At 70.6% G+C, this 395-nt stretch carries 1 pseudogene; it reads left to right on the plus strand.

From position 1 onward, the window contains the following. A pseudogene (locus G3I71_RS49485) lies at positions 1-395 on the plus strand (glycoside hydrolase family 65 protein); the annotation flags it as partial.

The following is a 395-nucleotide window of genomic DNA, read 5'->3' on the forward strand; positions in this document are numbered from 1 at the left end:
GGGCGTGGATCGCTACAGCGGGCTCGACGGCCACCACCTCACGGATCACCGGACGGGCTTCGCACCGCACGGCCTCGCCTGGATCGCCTGCCGCACCACCTCCTCCCGCATCGACATCGCCCTCGCGGCCAGGACGGTCACCCGACCCGGCGCACCCGTCGTCACGAACCGCACACCAGCCGGAACGGTGCAGACGTTCCGGCTACCCGTGGCCCCCCGGCGATCCGTGACGGTGGTGAAGACAGCAGCCCTGTACACCTCCCTCGACAGGCCCGCCGGAGACCTCGTGGAGCGCGCGATGGAACACGCCTCGCGGGCACCCGGATTCCCGGCACTGCTCACGACGCAGCACTCGGCCTGGGAACGGCTCTGGGAAGAAGGCGAGATCAGCGTCT

It is taken from the genome of Streptomyces sp. SID12501 (assembly GCF_010550245.1).
Taxonomy (GTDB): Bacteria; Actinomycetota; Actinomycetes; order Streptomycetales; family Streptomycetaceae; genus Streptomyces.